The sequence below is a fragment of the Allobosea sp. GW822-FHT05A11 genome (genome assembly GCF_058800455.1).
This window is the reverse complement of the sequence record NZ_JBXAMI010000003.1, coordinates 718,164-735,693: the sequence shown is the minus strand read 5'-3', so window position 1 is coordinate 735,693 and position 17,530 is coordinate 718,164. Positions and strand designations below refer to the sequence as shown.

Here is a 17,530-nt window from a genome sequence, read left to right as displayed (position 1 = left end):
CGCGCAGGGGGACATTTTGCAGCCGCGCCTGACAACGCTGCGCATGCGGCTCGTGATCGGCTTCCTGCTGGTCAGCGTGCCGGCCATGCTGGCTTCCGCCTACGTCGCGGCGCGCCTGATATCGAACGCGTTCGAGAGGAATGTTGAGCAATGGCTCGGCGAGACCTCGCGCTTTTTCAAGCTCGAGGTCCGCGAGGCCACCGCCGAAGCGCAGCGCGTCGCCACGGTGATCGGGCAGCGGGTTGAAAGCGCCACCGAGGAGGATCTGAAACACCCCGTCATATTCGAGAAGGATTTGGCGGTGCTGACTTCGGTCGGCTACGACCTCATTGCGATTTATTCAGACGATCAGAAGCGGCTCTACGAATCGCAGCCTTTCAGCGCGGACGGCCCGCTTCCGACTGAGCCGCGGCATGGAATCTTTCAGATCGAGACAGACGGGAAGCATTACATCATGGCCGGCGCCGTCCATACGGTCACCCGGCTCGGCCGCAGGACGCATGTGCTCGTAGGCACCTGGCTCGACGAAGCCTATCTGGGCAGCATCAAGGTGGTGACGTCTCTCGACGTGAAGCTGTTCGGCGATGCCGGCAGCGGCTTCGTGCCCGTCTTGATGACGCATCCCGGGCCGACCCCGCCGGCTCCGGTGCCGCAGGACATCCTCCGCCGCCTTGCCGCCGGCGAGAACATGATTTTTGACCAGAACGCGGAGGGCGGTGGCTATCGCGCGGTCTATACCGGCTTTCGCGGGATCAATGGCAAGATCGTCGCCGTGGCCTTTATCGGCCTTGCCAGTCGTGACGGCTTCTTTGAGCAGATCGGGCGCTGGCGCCTGTTCGTTGGCATCTTCCTGTTCGGCAGTGGCCTTTCGATCCTCGTCGGTGCCGCCATGTCGGGTATTCTGGTGCGGCCGCTTCAGGCCTTGACGCGCGGCGTGCGGGCGATCACGGCCGGTGACTACCGGCAGCGTGTGGCGGCCCAGGGCGGCCGCGAGATCGCCGAGCTCGCGGCCGGCTTCAATGTCATGGCCGAGCAACTCGGCAAGGTTCAAGCGCTCGAGGAGGAGCTGCGCCGACGCGATCGCCTGTCGACGCTGGGCCAGGCCGCCATGGTCATCGCGCATGAGGTGCGTAACCCTCTCGGCATCATCAAGACCTCCACGGAGGTGGTGCTGAGCCGTGCCAAACTCGGCCCCTCGGAAGCGCGGATGCTCGGCTATGTCATCGACGAGGTTCGCCGCATCGAAACGCTGGTGCGCGATTTTCTCGATTTTGCGCAACCCAAGGAGCCGCGTAAGAAGGTGTTTCCGCTGCGTGCAGTGGTTGATCGGGTCATCGCCTTCGCCGCCCCCGAATTCGCGAAGCATGCTATCAGCGTGAACATTGCCGACGAGGCGCCCGATACCCTGGTCTCGGGCGATCCGGATCAACTGCATCAGGCCTGCCTGAACCTCGTGCTGAATGCGATCGATGCCATGCCCGATGGGGGCGTTGTCGCGTTCAGGCTCATGGCGCAGGAGGGTGAAGTCTCACTCACGATCTCGGATAACGGCGTCGGCATCGCGCCCGCGATTATCGCCGAGATTTTCAATCCCTTCTTCACCACTAAGGCAAAAGGTACCGGGCTCGGTCTGGCCAAGGTCCAGTCGGTGGCGGCAGTCCATCATGGCACGGTGCAGTGTTCCAGCAAGGAAGGCGAGGGGACGGCTTTCACATTGACGCTTCCGCGCCTGGATGCCCGAGGCAACTCATGGCGAGGCACGACATGACGCCGACGATTCTGGTTGTCGACGACGAGGTTCGGCTTGCGGACGTGCTGACAGCGGCGCTGCAGGATCTGGGCTATCGCGCCATAGCGGCCCATAGCGCAGCGGGCGCTCTTGCCCTGATCGAACAGGAGCAGGTCGACCTCGTCCTCACCGATCTGCGCCTCCCGGGCATGGACGGCCGCGCCCTGATGGGAGAAATCCGCCGGCGTTGGCCGGAAATTCCGGTGGTGATGATCACGGCCTTTGCCGCAGTGCGCGACGCCGTGGAACTCGTCAAGGAAGGGGCTTTCGACTATATCGCAAAGCCTTTCGAGATTGACCACGTCGCTGCGACCATCGGCAGAGCTCTGCGGCTGAGCGAGGTTGTTCGCGACAACGAGCGGCTGCGCAGCGAGCTGGAAGGCCGCTACAGCTTTGACAACATCATCGGCTCCAGCGCCCCCTTTCGCAAGGTGATCGAACAGATCACCGAGGTTTGCGAGACCCGCGCCACTGTGATGCTTGATGGCGAGAGTGGCACCGGCAAGGAGGTCGTGGCCCGCGCGATTCACTTCAACAGTCCAAGGCGTAAAAGGCCCTTCGTGGCCGTCAACTGCGCGGCAATCCCTGAGACGTTGCTGGAGAGCGAACTCTTCGGCCATGTCAAAGGTGCGTTCACGGGCGCGCTTGCTAACCGGATGGGACGCTTCGCTGCTGCCGATGGCGGCACGCTGTTCCTCGACGAGATCGGCGATATGCCGCTGGCGATCCAGGTGAAACTGCTACGTGTCATCCAGGAGCGCAGCTTCGAGCCCGTCGGCGGCAACCAGAACGTATCCGTCGATGTGCGCCTGATCGCTGCTACGCATAAGGATCTGCGCCAGGCCGTGGCAGGAGGTCAGTTCCGCGAGGATCTCTACTATCGGCTCAACGTCTTTCCGATCCACCTCCCGGCGTTGCGCGAGCGCCGGGAGGACATAACGATACTGGCCACTCACTTTCTCGGCATTCTCGCCGAGAGCGTAGGAAAGCGCGTCCTTGGCTTCACCCCAGGAGCCTTGGCGGCGATGGCCGACTATGCCTGGCCCGGAAATATCCGGGAGCTGCAGAACTGCGTGGAACGGGCAGTCATCGTGGCGAAATCCCCGACCATCGACAGCCCCGACCTGCCGCGCGATCTGTTCGACACCCAGTCGCGTTTGCGAGATCGCGACGCGCTTCCCAGCGACCTTGACGCCGAACTCGAGACAATCGAGCGGCGCTTCATCATAGAGGCTCTGCGTCAGACCGGTGGCAAGCAGGTCCACGCTGCCCAACTGCTCGGCATCGCCGAACGCAGCCTCTGGCATCGGCTCAAGAAACTGGGCATCAAGGTCAGCAGGCGCGCATCCGAATAGATGTTACAATGTGGCTGTCCATTGGCCTGAGGCTGCGGTTCTTTATGAGAAATGCTGAGGGATATCGAGTGTTGCGCGTTACACCGACTAAGTTGCTGCTCGCTGGCCTCTGTGCTGCCGCACCAGCTCGCGCTGCCGATCCTGCGGTGCCGTATCTGGCGTCGGAGCCCGCTTCGGGCTGGATCGTAACCTTGGGTGGTTCCGCCGAGTTCGGGCCGAATTACGACGGTGCGCGGAAAGCCGGATTCTCGGGCATGCCTTCGTTGAGCTGGCGCCGTGCGGGCGAGGATGCAGGCTTCAGCGCGCCCGATGATGGGCTCGATTACGCGCTCTACGAAACCAAGCGGTTTAGTTTCGGGCCTGTGGCCAGTTTCCGTGCCGGCCGCTACAGCGGTAGCGACCGCAGGCTGTTTGGGCTGCGTGATGTGCCGTGGACAATCGAGGCGGGCGCCTTCGCCGAATTCTGGCCGATTGAGGAGCGGTTGCGGACGCGGGTGGAGATCCGCCAGGGCTTCCACGGTCATCACGGCGTTGTCGCCGACCTGTCGGCGGATTGGGTCGAAAGGTTCGGAGCTTTTACCCTGTCTGGCGGCCCGCGCCTGTCGCTCGGCAGCACGGCCTTCATGCGCCGCAATTTTGGCGTGACGCCCGGCGAGGCGCTGCTGAATGGCTGGGTGAGCCCGTTCAAAGCCAAGGGCGGCGCGCGCTCCGCGGGTGTCGGAGCAGCTCTGGATTACCAATGGTCGCCTGTCTGGACGACCGGCGTCTATGCCAAATACGAGCGTCTTCTCGATAGCGCCGGCGACTCTTCGATAGTACGCGTGCTCGGCCAGCGGGATCAGGCGACCTTCGGCATTCGTGCTAGCTACTCGTTCAAGGTTGGCGGCTAATTTTCTGATTCCGAGGGATGCCGCCCCCTACGGGCGGTGATGGTCGCCGCACGACCGGGCCGAGAGCGCTGCTTTGACGGCTGCGCCGCATCATCGCCTGGCCCCGTTGTGAAGGTGCAGAAAGTTACCTGCGCACGAATGCCGAACAACGAAGATGCGCCTCCCATCAGCGCAGGCCGATGCAGAAGCTATCCGATCTGATCTCCGCCACCGCTCCAGCGAAGATGGTGCTTCATGAGCTCCGCGGCATCGGAATGCTGTCCAGCCTCTAGCAGATCGAGCAGCTGTAGGTGCTCCCGAGCATGTTTTTCCACCTGCAGATCAGTTATGAAGCTGTATGCGAAAAGGCGACGGAGTCGGTTGAGGCGCTTTAATGTCTCCAGCAGCACCGCGTTCCCGGAGCACTCGGCAATGGCCTCATGCACCTCGCAGCCGAAGCGAAAAAGCTCGGGAGGGGTGAAACGGCCTGGGTCTTCCAGCAGGCGCTGCTGGTGCTCTCGCACGGATGCCATCAGATCAGTACGCCATTGGAACGCGGGCTCGAGGATACCTCCTGGCTCGATCATCATGCGCAACCTGCCAGTTTCGGCGTAGGATCGCGCGCTGTTGAGCGTCTGGGTGAAGCGCCATCCGTAGCCACGCGAACGCTCGATCCAACCTTCGGATGCGATCCGATCCAGCAAACGTAAAACCGCCGCACGCTTCATCTCGTAGCGTCGCATGAGTTCGGCTTCGCTGACGACGTCCGGAAGCGCGCCGTTCAAGCGATCCCGCGCAATTCTCAAATAGTGGGCTTCACTCTCGTCGTCCGCGCTCCCCAGCGCTTCGAGCGCAGTCGCGGTGTCGAGCTCGTCAACCAAGACGAAGCCCTTGTTCGGAACAGCTTCAGCAATCCCCTTGGCGACCAGGATCTGCATCGCGCTCTGAACCGGTCCGCGAGAGACACCGAGGCGATTGGCGAACCGGTGAGGGAAAAGCCGCTCGCCACGGCGGAGGTTGTCGCTTCGCGCGATCTGAATGATTTGTCCGACCAGTTCCAGCGTCTTCGGCGAAACGTTCAAATCTGCGCCCATATCGTGCTCGCCCAAGCCAATATCGCCTCTGATATCACATCGTGACGTCTCATTGACAAATGATCATCATTTTGTCATTTTTTGCTACAAATTACAAAAATAGCAGATAAGCATTTTTGTAAGGCGATGCCGAAATCTGGAAAAGCATCTCGCGGGTGGAAGCCGGAACACCGATGATCGGGACAGCCAGACAATGACCAATCTGGATCTTGGGCGTCGCGTTCTATTCTTGTCGTGCGATCCCGGCCGCGTCAGACAGCAGCTCGGCGGGAAGGATCTCACTATCGAGGATTGCCGCCCGTTGCGTTCGGAAATCTCGACCGACGAGATTACGCCGATTCCGTCGTTAGCGTTCTTCGACGAACGTTTGGCATCGCATGCGCATATCGGTTTCAAGGCTGGTGACGAGAATCCGATCGCGTTGGGAGCGCTGAAAAATGGCGGGTTCTCCACGATTGTCGCCGGCGGCCGATACGGCAAAGGATCGTCCCGCGAGCATTCGCCGGTTGCCGAGCGTATGGCCGGCATCCGGCTCGTGATTGCCGAAAGCTTCGAGCGGATCTACCGTCAGAACGCCGACAATGTCGGATTGTTTACGTCGACTGATTTTTCGTTGATCGGGCGCATTCAAGCCGGCGAGGCGATCTCAGTTGACGAATTGCTGACTGGGCGGGACCCGCTTGCCCAGTCCATTCTCCGTGCCGGAGGCCTGCTCGGCTACGGGCGTCAAAAGCTTGCGCCCATCGAGGCGGTGGAGGTCCCGTCTGACCCTGCTCCACGCACGCTCTTCGAGAAGATCGTGCGTCGTCATGCGATTAGCACGATGGATACGCCGGCAGTCCGGGAAATTGGCGATAGCGGCTTCGTGCGCGCCGATGTCCGATTTATCCATGACATCTACACCGCCATGGCCCGGCACATGCTCCACCGCGAGTTCGGGCAGGCTCTCAGGCTGAGCGACCCGTCATCGATCCTGGTTTTCGAAGATCACTACTCGTACACCCACCTGAGCCCGGCTCATCGTCACCTCATGCCGCAGATCCGGGAGTTGTCGTCTGCGCATCGTGCATTCGTCGAGGAGCACGGCCTTCGCCATCATGGCTATCTGAACGACGGACCGGGCTCGGAGGGCATCTCGCATGCCCTGATGGCTGAGCGCTACGCTCTGCCGGGAGAGCTGATCGTCGGTACGGATTCCCACACGCCGCATTCGGGCGCTCTCGGATGCGTCGCCTTCGGGGTAGGGACGACGGATATTGCCAACAGCTTCGTTACCGGCGCCGTCCGGATGGCAATGCCCGAGAGCATCCTGATCTGGCTGGAAGGTGACAGGCCACGTGGTGTGACTGCCAAGGATGTTGTCCTGCACCTATTGGCGTTGCCGGCGATCCGGTCAGGCGCAGGTGTGGGACGGGCCTTCGAGTTTGCAGGCCCAGCGGTTGCCGGAATGTCGGTCGATGAGCGCGCAACACTGACGAACATGGTCGCTGAACTGGGCGGGTTCGCAGGGCTGGTCGCGCCGGACGACGAGACGGTGCGCTTCATCCGGGAACGCAGAGGCGTCGATTTCGTCGTCGAGGATTGGATGCGAAGCGATCCGGGCGCCAAGTATGCGGAGCGCATTGTCCTGGATGTTTCCGCCATGGCACCGATGGTGGCGAAGCCAGGAGATCCCGGCAACGGCGTTGACCTGTCGAAACTGACGGCACCGGTGACTATCGATATCGCATATGGCGGTTCGTGCACCGCTGGAAAGCGCGAGGACTTCGACAATTACCACGAGGTTCTCGCCTGGGCGGCCGCCAGGGGAATGAAGGTGGCACCAGGCGTCACCCTGATCCTGCAGTTCGGAACGATCGACGTCCGGGACTACTGCGAGGCGAAAGGATATCTCGACGCCTTCCGCGCAGTAGGCGCTGAGCTCATGCAGCCTGCCTGCGGAGCATGCGCGAACTGCGGCCCTGGGTCTTCAACGGCGCGCGATCAAGTGACGATCTCCGCGATCAACCGCAACTTCTCTGGCCGGTCAGGTCCGGGGCAGGTTTGGCTCGCCAGCCCTTTTACCGTCGCTGCTAGTGCAATCGCCGGCCAGATCGCCAGCTTCGACGACATCCGGTCCGGTCCTGGACGGCCTGAATCTCATTGACATTCGAAATGCAGATTTTGTAATTTGAATTCATAAATTACAAAAAACTGGACTAGGGTGGTTATGAAAGTTGCTCTCACTGGCGGAGCGTATCGAGGCACGGCGAACGGCCGTGGTTTGGCTGCTGCGTCCTGCCCTTTCAAAGGCCGCGTGACATGAGCCAACTGCCTTTGGAGGGGGTCCGCGTCGTTGAGTTCTCGCAGATGGTCATGGGGCCATCCTGCGGAATGATCCTCGCCGATCTCGGCGCCGACGTGATCAAGGTGGAGCCGCCCAAGGGCGACAGGACACGCTTCTTCAAGGGCGTAGCCTCAGGCTTCTTCAACACCTACAGCCGCAACAAGCGCAGCGTCGTGATCGACACTGCCACTCCCGAGGGCCGGCAGACAGCCAAGCAGCTGGTTCTGGGTGCTGACGTCCTCATCGAGAACTTCCGCCCCGGCCTCCTCGGGCGCTTCGGGCTGGACTATGGGACTTTGGCGCCGGAAGCCCCGCGGCTCATCTACTGCTCGCTCAAGGGCTATCTGCCCGGGCCTTACGAGAACCGCTTGGCGCTGGACGAGGTCGTTCAGATGATGGGCGGGCTTGCCTATATGACCGGTCTTCCCGGCCGGCCGATGCGCGCGGGCGCGTCGGTCAATGACATCATGGGCGGAATGTTCGGGGTCATCGCGATCCAGGCAGCTCTGGCGCAGCGCGCGAAGACGGGCATGGGGACTTACATCCAGAGCGCTCTGTTCGAGAACAACGTCTTCCTCATGGCCCAAGCCATGATGTTCGAAAGCGTCACAGGGGAGCGCTCTCAACCATGGTCGGTGAAGGAGGCCCCCTGGCCGGTCTATGATCTTTTCGACACCAAGGGCGGCGAGAAGATCTTTGTTTCGATCGTCGGCGAGGAGCACTGGGTCGGTTTCTGCGAGGCCTTCGATCGAAAAGGTTGGTTGAGCGACCCGCGCCTTGCGACCAGTCAGGGGCGCGTCGATAACCGCAGTTGGATCATTCCCGAGATCAGGGACATCGTTGCTCGATACGACAGCGAAGAGATCAGCCAGATTCTGGAAAAGCTCGGGCTGCCGTTCGCACCGGTAAACACACCCGGCGATCTGTTCGACGACCCTCATCTCAATGCGTCGGGCGGGTTGATGGACCTGACCACTGATGGAGGTCATCAGGTCAAGACGCCCGCATTGCCTTTTTCGTTCGACGGAACGCGCCTTCAAAAGCGACGCGATCCGCCGAAGATTGGTGAGCACACCGAAGAAGTGCTGGCCGAGCTGAAAGCCCGGCGCTCTCAATCCCGCGCAACTGCCAACGGCGAGACGATGTGATGCCGGTGGAAGCAGCCTATCCGACCGATCGGGTCGTTCTTCGCGAAGTCGGCCTGCGCGACGGACTCCAGCTCGTCAAAGCATGGCCATCTACGGACCAGAAGCTGGATTGGCTTGCTCAGGAATGCGCGGCCGGCGTCACGCATTTCGAGGTCGGATCTTTCCTGCCCGCCAGCCGCTTTCCCCAGTTCGCTGACTTGCCTGGGCTGCTGGAGTTCTTCCGGACCCGGCCAAAACTCCACGCTTCCGCGCTCGTACTGAATGAGCGTGGCATCGACGATGCGTTTACGACGGACGTCGCCGAAATTGCCTGTGTCGTCTCGGCGACGGAGGAACACAGCCAGGCGAATATCCGCCGCTCGCGTTCCGAAGCCATCGATCTCGTACGAGGCGCCGTCGCCAAGCGTAACGCGACCGGGCACCGGGCTCTCGTCTCGGTCGGCATCGCGATGGCGTGCGGATGCTCGATCGCCGGGGACGTCAAATCCGAGGAAGTCCTCAACCTGGTCGAGCGATGCCTCGAGGCAGGCGCGGATCTGGTGGGGATCGCGGATACGGTCGGCTTTGCCGGCCCGGATCAGGTGTTTGAGCTTTCGAAAGCGGTCCACCTGCTTGTTGGCTCGGGTCGCTTCTCCGTTCACCTGCACGATACGCGTGGGATGGCAATCGCAAACGCATCTGCCGCGCTCGATGCAGGATGCCGGATTCTGGACGGTTCGCTTGGCGGCCTGGGTGGCTGCCCGTTTGCGCCCGGTGCGACGGGCAACGCGGTCTTCGAGGACCTCGTCTTTCTCTGCGAAACGAAGGGCTATCGAACAGGCATCGACCTCCATGCTCTGACCGACGTTCGCCGCATCCAGCAAGCTGCCATGCCGGCGGAGCAGCTCTATGGCGCCATCGCACGCGCCGGCGTTCCAAAAAACATTCAATGGGCCAAGGGCGAGAACCGCCAACAACAAGCCCAAGTCCAGGGAGGACGCGATGAAGAGACGTACATTCCTGCAAGGTAGCCTGGCTGCGTCTGCCGCTGCGAGCTTGCCCCGGTTCGCTATTGCTCAGCCGGCTTCGGTGTTGAAGTTCATTCCCGGCGCCAGTCTTGCGATCCTCGATCCGATCGCAAACACGTCGGCTCCTACGCGTCTCCATGGTTTCATGGTCTATGACACGCTGTACGGGCTCGACAGCAATTTCGCGCCGCAGCCGCAAATGGCGGAAGGTCACGAGGTTTCGGCCGACGGCCTGGACTGGACGATCAAGCTGCGCGACGGGCTGTTCTTCCATGACGGCGAGCCGGTGCGCGCCAAGGACGTCGTCGCCAGCCTGAATCGATGGAGCAAGCGCGACACATTCGGCAAGACCCTGTTCAGCCGAACCAACGAGTTGCTTGCCGTCGATGACAAGACGGTGCGGTTCCGCCTGAAGCGTCCGTTCGCGCTCCTGCCGGCAGCGCTGGGTAAAGTCGGCTCCAACATCGCTGTGATCATGCCGGAGCGCCATGCTTCGACGGACCCGTCCAAGGCGGTGACCGAGGTCGTCGGCAGCGGGCCTTTCTCCTTCGTCGCGAAGGATTACAGCCCCGGCGCTCTCATCGCCTACGAGAAGTTCAAGAAGTACACACCCCGCTCGGGCGGCGAGGTCGGCTTCAGCTCCGGCCCCAAGAACGTGCATTTTGACCGCGTCGAGTGGCATGTCATCCCGGACGGATCCACCGCGCTCGCGGCGATCCAAAGCGGCGAAATGGACTGGTGGGAATCCCCGCTGCCGGACTTCCTGCCGATCGTGCAGGGCAATCCGAACATGAAGATCGTGCCGGCCGGCGGCCAGGTCATGTTCCTCAGGCTCAACCACCTCTATCCGCCTTTCAACAACCCTGAAATTCGGCGAATCCTGCTCAGCTGCATCGATCGGAAGTCGATCATGCAAGCGGTCGGCGGGGGTGGCGAGTGGCGCGACGATATCGGGCTTTATCTGGGCTCCATGAAGACCGACGCTGGTATCAAGGAGGCTTTCCGCGGCAGGACCGATTTCGACAAGATCAAGAGCGAATTAGCCGCCGCGGGCTACAAGGGCGAGCGGATGGTGATGCTCGTCGGCTCGGACACCCCGCGCAATCTGGCCGCCAGCCAGGTCGCGGAAAGCACCTTCAAAAAGATGGGGCTGAACGTCGACTTCCAGTCCCTGGATTGGGGAACCGTTTCGCAGCGCCGGGCAAGCATGGAGCCGCCGGATAAGGGCGGCTGGGCATGCTTCTTCGTCGGGGCGGACTCCGAGTACTTCCTCGATCCGGCGACGAATTTCCTGGCGCGTGCAAATGGCCGCGAGGGCTGGTTTGGCTGGCCCGACAGCCCCCGCATCGAACAGTTGACCGAAGAGTGGTTCAACTCGACCGACGTCGCCGCTCAGAAAGAAATCGCGGCCCAAATCCAGCTTCAGGCCTGGAAAGACGTGCCATACGTCCCGATCGGTGAGGTCCAGGCGCCTGGCCTGGCACGCTCTAACCTCCAGGGGTTCGCGCCGGGCTTCGCAAAATTCTGGGGCGTGAAACGGGCTTAGCCCGTCACAGCACAGTGATAACAGGCTCCTCGCGAGATGATGCTCTATATTGGAAAGCGATGCCTTTCCACGATCCCGGTGATGCTGATCGTGGCAGTGCTGATCTTCGGCCTGCTCTACATCACACCGGGTGACCCTGCGCTCATGATCGCCGGCGATCAGGCTACGCCGGCGGTCGTGGAGCGCATACGCCAGCAGCTTGGTCTGGATTTGCCGATCTACGTCCGGTTCGGACATTGGCTCTGGGACGTCCTGCAGGGAGATTTCGGCAAGTCCGTGCTCAGCGGCGCGCCGGTGAGCAATCTGATCGCCCAGCGCATTCAGCCGACCGTTTCGCTGATGCTTGCGACCCTCGTCATATCGGTGAGCGTCGCCGTGCCGCTGGGCGTTCTCTCCGCCTGGAAACGGGGATCCTTTATCGATCGAGCCGTCATGATCCTTTGCGTCGGGGGCTTCTCGCTACCGGTTTTCGTCACCGGATACCTTCTCGCCTACACATTCGGTCTGCAGCTATCATGGTTTCCCGTTCAGGGTTACACGCGCATCGAGAACGGCGTCCTGCCCTGGCTCCGCGGGATCATCCTTCCGTCTCTCGCTCTAAGCCTGGTCTATATCTCGCTCATCGCCCGGATCACGCGCGCGACGATGCTTGAGACGATGTCGCGGGACTACATCCGCACGGCCAGGGCAAAGGGTGTCGCTGACCGGTCATTGCTATTCGGACATGCGCTCAAGAATGCCGCTGTTCCGATCGTGACGGTGGTGGGCACAGGCGTGGCCCTGCTGATCGGCGGTTCGGTCGTGGCCGAAAGCGTCTTCGCCCTCCCAGGGCTCGGTCGCCTGACGATCGATGCAATCATGGGGCGGGACTATCCCGTCATCCAGGCCGTCGTCCTGATCTTCTCGGCGAGCTACGTCCTCGTGAATCTCATCGTCGACCTGCTCTACACGGTGTTCGATCCGAGGATCAGCTATTGACCATGACCCTTCCCCTGGCGGCTCGGCGCACCATGGGCAGTCGGCTGCTGCGCTATATGAGCCGCAACACGCTGATCGCATTTCCGAGCGCGCTGCTCATCGTCTTGGCCTTGATCGCAATCTTCGCGCCGTTCCTGGGAACCGTCGATCCCGCGCAGCTCAATCCCGCCAATCGACTGAAACCTCCATCGGCGGAGTTCTGGTTTGGCACCGATATGCTCGGCCGCGATATCTATTCGCGGGTGATCTACGGCAGCCGCGTCTCTCTGATCGTGGGCCTGTCAGTCGCCTTCTTCGCGTCCGTGTGCGGCGTGATCATCGGGACGATGTCGGGGTTCGTTCGTAGGTTCGATGCGATCATCATGCGCATCATGGATGGAATGATGTCCATTCCCTCGATCTTGCTCGCGATCGCGATCGTCGCGCTGATCCGAGGCTCTCTTCTGACTGTGATCGTCGCCATAACGATCGCCGAGATTCCACGGACATCGCGCCTTGTGCGCAGCGTCGTTCTTTCGATCCGCGAAGAGCCTTACATCGATGCGGCTATCGTAGCGGGAGCCAGCACGACCCGGATTGCGATCAGGCATATCTTTCCGAACACCATCGCGCCGCTATCCGTCCAGGCGACCTATGTCTGCGCGGCGGCCATGATCGCGGAGTCGATCCTCTCCTTCATCGGGGCTGGCCTGCCTCCCATCATTCCGAGCTGGGGCAACATCATCGCCGATGCCCGGACATTCTGGCAGATCCGGCCCACGATGCTGCTTTTCCCCGCGCTCTTCCTGTCGCTCTGCGTGCTTAGCGTGAATCTGCTCGGCGACGGCCTCAGGGAAGCGCTCGACCCGAGAATGGCGAAAGACCTGTAGGTCAGAACCAAAAGCCGAAACTTCCAGCTGAGGAAACGCTCCATGTCCCGTATCGCCCAGCGCGAGCTCACGCCGGTCCTGCCGCAGGACCAGGTTGCGTTGCCGAAGCCCGAAGATCAGCTGAGATGGACAACCGCCGAGAAGTTCATCGCGCACCGGAACATGCATCACCTGTTTCCGTGCGATGTCGTTCCGGCGGGAGATCATGTTCGTTCACTTGAAACGGTGGGGAGCATCGATGCCACCTATACCTACGAAGGCAAGCGGCTGACGCTCGACGACTACTTCGATGACAATCAGACGACCGGATTGATCATGCTGAAGCGCGGGAAGATCGTCCTAGAGAAGTATGCCCACGGCAACGACGCCTCGACGCGCTGGGCATCGCGCTCGATGGCCAAGTCCTTCACGTCGACGCTGGTCGGGGCTGCCATCCAAGACGGCGCAATCGATTCCGTGGACGATCTTGTTTCCAAATATGTGCCGGAGCTGAAAGGCAGCCTCTACGATGGCGTCAGCCTGCGCCATGCCCTCCAGATGGTCTCCGGCGTACCCTTTATCGAAGACTACAAAGACCCCAATGCGGACGTCTACACCCTTCAGGCGTGTACCGTCGGGCGCGAAGTCGGCTCCTTCCTACGCCTGCTCGACAAGGTGGCTAATCGCGTACCCAAGCAGACGACACCTCCCGGCAGCGTCTTCTATTATTCGTCTCTGGACTCCATCCTGTGCGGCATCATCGTCGAACGGGCGACAGGAAAACGCCCGGCCGCCTACCTCTCGGAGAAGATCTGGAAGCCGTTCAGCATGGAAGCTGATGGCTTCTGGAATACGGAAGCCGATGGCGGCACGACATTCACGGCTTCAGGCATCGGGGCCACGTTGCGTGACTATGCACGATTTGGGCAATTCATCCTGGAAGGCGGCTCGATTGGAACGACCCAAATCCTGCCATCCTGGTGGCTGTCGGAAGCGACCAAACCCTCCGGGGCTTCGCTGAGGGAACGCGCGCCATATGGTTTCCAATGGTGGCTGCACGCTGCCCAAGGCGTGAACTCGGTTCGCGCGGGGGCCGTCGATCCAGAGACGCCCTTCGCTGACCCGTTGCCGCTGCGCGGAGCGGACTCGATGTTCTACGCACTCGGCAACGCGGGACAGTCGATTTCGATCAGTCCGATCGAAGGGATCGTCATCGTGAAATGGGCGGCCTGGAACGATAGCCAGGGGCCGAACGGCCGTGGTCGCCATGCCGACGCCACCCTGTTTGCAGCGCTGATGGATGCGGTTGCTTAGGCGCCACAAGCTGACCTTAGCGGTCTGCCCGAAAGCGGACGCCTGCAATAGTCCACTTTGAGCACTTATCCGCCAATTCCTCCCATGAGCATGTATTTGATTTCGACGAATTCCTCGATGCCGTGGAGGGAGCCCTCTCGGCCGAGGCCGGATTCCTTGACGCCGCCGAAGGGCGCGACCTCGGTGCCGAGCATCGCGGCGTTGATCCCGACCATGCCGTATTCGAGCTCTTCGGCGACTCGGAAGGCGCGGCCGAGGTCCCTCGTGTAGAAATAGGCAGCCAGGCCGAAGGGGGTGTCGTTGGCCATTGCGACGACCTCGTCCTCGGTCGAGAAGCGATAGACCGGGGCGACCGGGCCGAAGGTCTCCTCGTTGGTCACCAGCATCCTGGTGGTGACGCCCGAAAGCACCGTGGGCTCGAAGAAGCTGCGGCCCAGCGCATGGCGGCGCCCGCCGACGACCACCCTGGCGCCGTTGGCGACGGCGTCCGCGACATGGCGCTCGACCTTCTCGATCGCCTTCGCGTTGATCAGCGGCCCCTGCACGACGCCGACCTCGGTGCCGTTGCCGACCTTGAGCCTGGCGACCTCGCCGGCGAACTTCGCCACGAACTCGTCATGCACGCCCGCCTGCACGAAGAGGCGGTTGGTGCAGACGCAGGTCTGGCCCATGTTGCGGAACTTGGCCGCGATGGCGCCCTGCACGGCGGCGTCGATATCGGCATCGTCGAAGACGATGAAGGGCGCGTTGCCGCCGAGTTCGAGGCCGACCTTCTTCACGGTGGAAGCAGCCTGCTGCATCAGGAGCTTGCCGACCGGGGTCGAGCCGGTGAAGCCGATGAAGCGCACTGCCGGATGGCTGGTCATGACGCCGCCGATGGCCTGGGCATCACCGGTGACGATGTTGATGACCCCCTTGGGGAAGCCGGCGCGGGTGGCCAGCTCCATCAGCGCTAGCGCCGTCAGCGGCGTATCCGGCGCGGGCTTGACCACGAAGGTACAGCCGGCGGCAAGCCCCGGCGCGCATTTGCGGGTGATCATCGCCGCCGGGAAGTTCCAGGGCGTGATCGCGGCGCAGACGCCCACCGGCTGCTTCTGCACGATGATGCGCGAGCCCGGGAAGGGCGAGGGAATCGTCTCGCCGTAGATGCGCTTGGCTTCCTCGGCATAGAACTCGACGAAGGAGGCGGCGTAGGAGACCTCGCCGCGCGCCTCGGCCAGCGGCTTGCCCTGCTCGGCCGTCATGATCTGCGCCAGGTCCTCCTGGTTCGCCATGATCAGCTCGAACCATTTGCGCAGGATCGTCGAACGCTCCTTGGCGGTCTTCTTCGCCCAGGGCTTGAAGGCGCGTTGTGCGGCCTCGACGGCGGCGGTCGTCTCGTCGGCGCCGAAGCGTGGCACCTTGGCCAGGATCTCCCCGGTCGCGGGATTGTCGACGGCATCGACGCCCGCGCCGAGCCAGGCGCCGTCGACATGGCATTGCGCCTTCAGAAGTGACGGGTCGTTGAGCTGAAGCATGGTGTTCGCCGACATTGAGGGAGGTCAGATCTTCGTCTGCGCCGAGCGCGAGCGGAGCCACTCGACCCCGCCCATCAGCACCAGCGAAAGCGCCACCATCACGGTGGATGCCGCCGCGATGACGGGCGTCAGGTTGTAGTCGATGTCCTCGAAGAGCTTTCGCGTGATCGTCTTGCCTTCGATGCCGGAGATGAAGAAGGCGACGGTCGCCTCATCGAAGGACGCGAGGAAGGCGAAGACGGCCCCTGCGGCCACGCCGGGCGCGATATTGGGCAGCACGACATGCCAGAAGGCCTGGGCGCGGCTGGCGCCGCAATTGAGGGCCGCGAGCTCCAGGGCTGGATCGAGCCGCTGCATCGCCGCCGTAACGGTCAGCATCACATAGGGCACCGACAGCATGGTATGAGCGACCGCGAAGCCAAGAAAATTGCCGGTCAGGCCGATGGGAGCGAAGACGAGATAGAGCGCCACGGCGAGCACGATGTGCGGTACGATCAAGGGAGCCAGCGTCAGTGCCTGAAGGGCGCGGGCGCCCGGCAGGTTGCCGCGGATCAGGGCGAAGGAAGCCAGGGTACCGATGACCGTCGCAGCGATGGTCGTCGCGAAGGCGATCCTCAAGCTGAACCAGGTCGCGCTCATCCAGTCGGCATCGGCGAAGTAGGCCTGATACCATTTCAGCGTCAGCCCGCGCGGCGGAAACTGGATGTAGGATGCCTCGCCCAGCGACATCGGGATGACGAGCAGGGTCGGCAGCAGCAGGAAGATCAGGACGAGTCCGACGAAGCCGTTGAGGCACCAGCGCCCGAACGCGGGCGAGAAAACCGGGCGTAAAGACACTGCCGGCTCCGCCGGCTGCGAGATTGGCATCGTCATCAGATCGCCTTCCCGAAATTGAGGAACCGCCTGAACAGGGCGACGAGACCGAGCGTCACGCCGAGCAAGACGCCGGCGAGCGCCCCGGCGAAGGGCCAGTTCAGCAATTCGGTGACCTGCTGGCCGATGAGTGTTGCGATCGTCAGGTTCTGCGGGCCTCCGACCAGCGCTGGCGTGACGTAGAAGCCCAGCGACAGGATGAAGACCATGATGCAGCCGGCATAAATGCCGGGCAGGCTCAGCGGCAGCGTGACGGCGATGAAGCTGCGCCACGGCCCGGCGCCGAGATTGCGCGCTGCGCGATCGAGCTCCGGCGGGATCGAGCGCAAGGCCGAGAAGATCGGCAGGATCATATAGGGCATCAGCACGTGGGTCATCGCGATGACTACCGCGCCGTCCGTGTAGATCAGCCTGAGCGGCTGGTCGATCAGGCCCCAGCTCATCAGCGCGTTGTTGACCACCCCGGTTCGCTGCAACAGCACGATCCAGGCGTAGGAGCGCACCAGGACGCTCGTCCAGAGCGGGATCAGGACGCACGCCGCGACCAGCATCGCCGCGCGCCCGTCGAGCCGGGACATCACGAGGGCGACCGGATAGCCGAGCAGGATGGCGAGAATCGTCACGATCGCCGCGGTCTGGACGGTGCGCAGCAGGATGCGCAGGAACAGCGGCTCCTGTGCGATCCGCAGATAGTGCTCCGCCGTCGGTCCGGGGGTGAAGGCGCTGCCGATCAGGAGTTTTGCGACCGGAAGCAGAAAAGCGAGGCCCAGCAAGAGCACGAGCGGCAGCGCCAGTGCAAGCGAGACCGGGCGGGACAACTGCCCGGCGAAGGAGCGATCGGAAGGAGCGGTAGCAGCGGCCGCCAT

General features: G+C 62.5%; 14 protein-coding genes. 10 read left to right on the top strand and 4 right to left on the bottom strand.

Going from position 1 to position 17,530, the window contains the following annotated elements; all coding sequences use genetic code 11:
- Positions 1-16: 16 nt before the first annotated feature.
- The 3 genes from AC1RLU_RS13070 to AC1RLU_RS13060 all read left to right on the top strand — a co-directional run bounded on the left by AC1RLU_RS13070 (position 17) and on the right by AC1RLU_RS13060 (position 4,034).
- On the top strand, positions 17-1,768 hold the full coding sequence (locus AC1RLU_RS13070; RefSeq protein WP_492796013.1) for a sensor histidine kinase: 1,752 nt from the start codon (positions 17-19) through the stop codon (positions 1,766-1,768).
- On the top strand, positions 1,765-3,144 hold the full coding sequence (locus tag AC1RLU_RS13065; protein WP_492796011.1) for a sigma-54-dependent transcriptional regulator: 1,380 nt from the start codon (positions 1,765-1,767) through the stop codon (positions 3,142-3,144). Before AC1RLU_RS13070 ends, AC1RLU_RS13065 begins: the two co-directional genes overlap by 4 nt.
- A gap of 191 nt (positions 3,145-3,335) precedes the next feature.
- The gene (locus AC1RLU_RS13060; protein ID WP_492796009.1) at positions 3,336-4,034 is read left to right on the top strand and encodes a MipA/OmpV family protein; all 699 of its coding nucleotides are present in this window, start codon (positions 3,336-3,338) and stop codon (positions 4,032-4,034) included.
- A 188-nt stretch (positions 4,035-4,222) separates the two neighbouring features.
- Here AC1RLU_RS13060 and AC1RLU_RS13055 read toward each other — a convergent pair whose 3' ends face one another.
- Positions 4,223-5,122, bottom strand: coding sequence for a GntR family transcriptional regulator (locus AC1RLU_RS13055; RefSeq protein WP_061971435.1), 900 nt, complete (start codon positions 5,120-5,122; stop codon positions 4,223-4,225).
- A gap of 178 nt (positions 5,123-5,300) precedes the next feature.
- Between AC1RLU_RS13055 and AC1RLU_RS13050 the strand changes: the two genes are divergently transcribed.
- From AC1RLU_RS13050 to AC1RLU_RS13020, 7 genes are all read left to right on the top strand, one after another.
- Complete coding sequence (locus AC1RLU_RS13050) at positions 5,301-7,253, top strand: aconitase family protein (protein WP_492796007.1); 1,953 nt, start codon at positions 5,301-5,303, stop codon at positions 7,251-7,253.
- Positions 7,254-7,408: 155 nt separating this feature from the next.
- On the top strand, positions 7,409-8,581 hold the full coding sequence (locus tag AC1RLU_RS13045) for a CaiB/BaiF CoA transferase family protein (RefSeq protein WP_492796005.1): 1,173 nt from the start codon (positions 7,409-7,411) through the stop codon (positions 8,579-8,581).
- Positions 8,578-9,591: a hydroxymethylglutaryl-CoA lyase-like TIM-barrel protein gene (locus AC1RLU_RS13040; protein ID WP_492796004.1), complete on the top strand. Its 1,014-nt coding sequence runs from the start codon at positions 8,578-8,580 to the stop codon at positions 9,589-9,591. The genes AC1RLU_RS13045 and AC1RLU_RS13040 overlap by 4 nt, the downstream gene beginning before the upstream one ends.
- Positions 9,563-11,134, top strand: a complete 1,572-nt coding sequence (locus AC1RLU_RS13035; RefSeq protein ID WP_091859888.1) for an ABC transporter substrate-binding protein — start codon at positions 9,563-9,565, stop codon at positions 11,132-11,134. Before AC1RLU_RS13040 ends, AC1RLU_RS13035 begins: the two co-directional genes overlap by 29 nt.
- A gap of 36 nt (positions 11,135-11,170) precedes the next feature.
- The gene (locus AC1RLU_RS13030; RefSeq protein ID WP_113584485.1) at positions 11,171-12,112 is read left to right on the top strand and encodes an ABC transporter permease; all 942 of its coding nucleotides are present in this window, start codon (positions 11,171-11,173) and stop codon (positions 12,110-12,112) included.
- Positions 12,113-12,144: 32 nt separating this feature from the next.
- A complete protein-coding gene (locus tag AC1RLU_RS13025; RefSeq protein ID WP_492796217.1) occupies positions 12,145-12,981 on the top strand; it encodes an ABC transporter permease in 837 nt (278 codons plus the stop codon).
- Between the two features lie 42 nt (positions 12,982-13,023).
- Positions 13,024-14,274: a serine hydrolase domain-containing protein gene (locus AC1RLU_RS13020; RefSeq protein ID WP_492796002.1), complete on the top strand. Its 1,251-nt coding sequence runs from the start codon at positions 13,024-13,026 to the stop codon at positions 14,272-14,274.
- Between the two features lie 65 nt (positions 14,275-14,339).
- On the opposite strand, the gene AC1RLU_RS13015 is transcribed toward AC1RLU_RS13020, so the two are convergent.
- From AC1RLU_RS13015 to AC1RLU_RS13005, 3 genes are read right to left on the bottom strand one after another with little or no spacing between them, the layout of a single operon-like run.
- On the bottom strand, positions 14,340-15,791 hold the full coding sequence (locus tag AC1RLU_RS13015; protein WP_492796000.1) for an NAD-dependent succinate-semialdehyde dehydrogenase: 1,452 nt from the start codon (positions 15,789-15,791) through the stop codon (positions 14,340-14,342).
- A 24-nt stretch (positions 15,792-15,815) separates the two neighbouring features.
- Positions 15,816-16,658, bottom strand: coding sequence for an ABC transporter permease (locus AC1RLU_RS13010; protein WP_492796215.1), 843 nt, complete (start codon positions 16,656-16,658; stop codon positions 15,816-15,818).
- Between the two features lie 5 nt (positions 16,659-16,663).
- Positions 16,664-17,530, bottom strand: coding sequence for an ABC transporter permease (locus tag AC1RLU_RS13005; RefSeq protein WP_492795998.1), 867 nt, complete (start codon positions 17,528-17,530; stop codon positions 16,664-16,666).

What these genes read in the sequence shown, in the direction of transcription:
- AC1RLU_RS13065 (WP_492796011.1), top strand. Translation starts at nt 1,765, where the DNA reads ATGACGCCGACGATTCTGGTTGTCGACGACGAGGTTCGGCTTGCGGAC.
- AC1RLU_RS13050 (WP_492796007.1), top strand. Translation starts at nt 5,301, where the DNA reads ATGACCAATCTGGATCTTGGGCGTCGCGTTCTATTCTTGTCGTGCGAT.
- AC1RLU_RS13045 (WP_492796005.1), top strand. Translation starts at nt 7,409, where the DNA reads ATGAGCCAACTGCCTTTGGAGGGGGTCCGCGTCGTTGAGTTCTCGCAG.
- AC1RLU_RS13035 (WP_091859888.1), top strand. Translation starts at nt 9,563, where the DNA reads ATGAAGAGACGTACATTCCTGCAAGGTAGCCTGGCTGCGTCTGCCGCT.
- AC1RLU_RS13030 (WP_113584485.1), top strand. Translation starts at nt 11,171, where the DNA reads ATGATGCTCTATATTGGAAAGCGATGCCTTTCCACGATCCCGGTGATG.
- AC1RLU_RS13025 (WP_492796217.1), top strand. Translation starts at nt 12,145, where the DNA reads ATGGGCAGTCGGCTGCTGCGCTATATGAGCCGCAACACGCTGATCGCA.
- AC1RLU_RS13020 (WP_492796002.1), top strand. Translation starts at nt 13,024, where the DNA reads ATGTCCCGTATCGCCCAGCGCGAGCTCACGCCGGTCCTGCCGCAGGAC.
- AC1RLU_RS13015 (WP_492796000.1), bottom strand. Translation starts at nt 15,791, where the DNA reads ATGCTTCAGCTCAACGACCCGTCACTTCTGAAGGCGCAATGCCATGTC.
- AC1RLU_RS13010 (WP_492796215.1), bottom strand. Translation starts at nt 16,658, where the DNA reads ATGCCAATCTCGCAGCCGGCGGAGCCGGCAGTGTCTTTACGCCCGGTT.
- AC1RLU_RS13005 (WP_492795998.1), bottom strand. Translation starts at nt 17,530, where the DNA reads ATGGCGGCCGCTGCTACCGCTCCTTCCGATCGCTCCTTCGCCGGGCAG.